Origin of the sequence: Stutzerimonas marianensis (genome assembly GCF_022810315.1) — a bacterium.
Taxonomy (GTDB): domain Bacteria; phylum Pseudomonadota; class Gammaproteobacteria; order Pseudomonadales; family Pseudomonadaceae; genus Stutzerimonas; species Stutzerimonas marianensis.
Genome location: NZ_JALGRD010000067.1, coordinates 1 through 408 on the forward strand (window position 1 = coordinate 1; position 408 = coordinate 408).

Annotated in this window: 1 protein-coding gene; it reads left to right on the forward strand. The window is 55.4% G+C overall.

From position 1 onward, the window contains the following. A partial coding sequence (locus MST27_RS22280) for an efflux RND transporter permease subunit (protein WP_243608020.1) occupies nucleotides 1-408 on the forward strand: 408 nt, incomplete at both ends.

Here is a 408-nt window from a genome sequence, read left to right on the forward strand (position 1 = left end):
AATGCTAAACGGGCCTACGCACCTGCACTCGATGCGGTGATGGCCAACAAGCCAGCGGTACTCACCTTTGCCGTAGTTGTAGTCATACTTTCCGGCCTCGTAGGGTCACGTATGGGCAGTGAATTCGTGCCTAGCCTCAACGAAGGGGACTTCGCTATCCAAGCCCTTCGTGTACCGGCTACCAGTCTTAGTCAGTCTGTCGAAATGCAGCAGCAACTGGAACGAAAGCTTATGGATGAGTTTCCGGAAATCGAGCGGATTTTTGCGCGCACAGGCACTGCGGAGGTGGCCTCCGATGCCATGCCACCAAACATTTCTGACGGCTACGTCATGCTGAAGCCTCAAGAACAGTGGCCGGATCCAGGCAAGTCGCGCAATGAGCTCTTAAGCGAGGTCCAAGCATCCGCC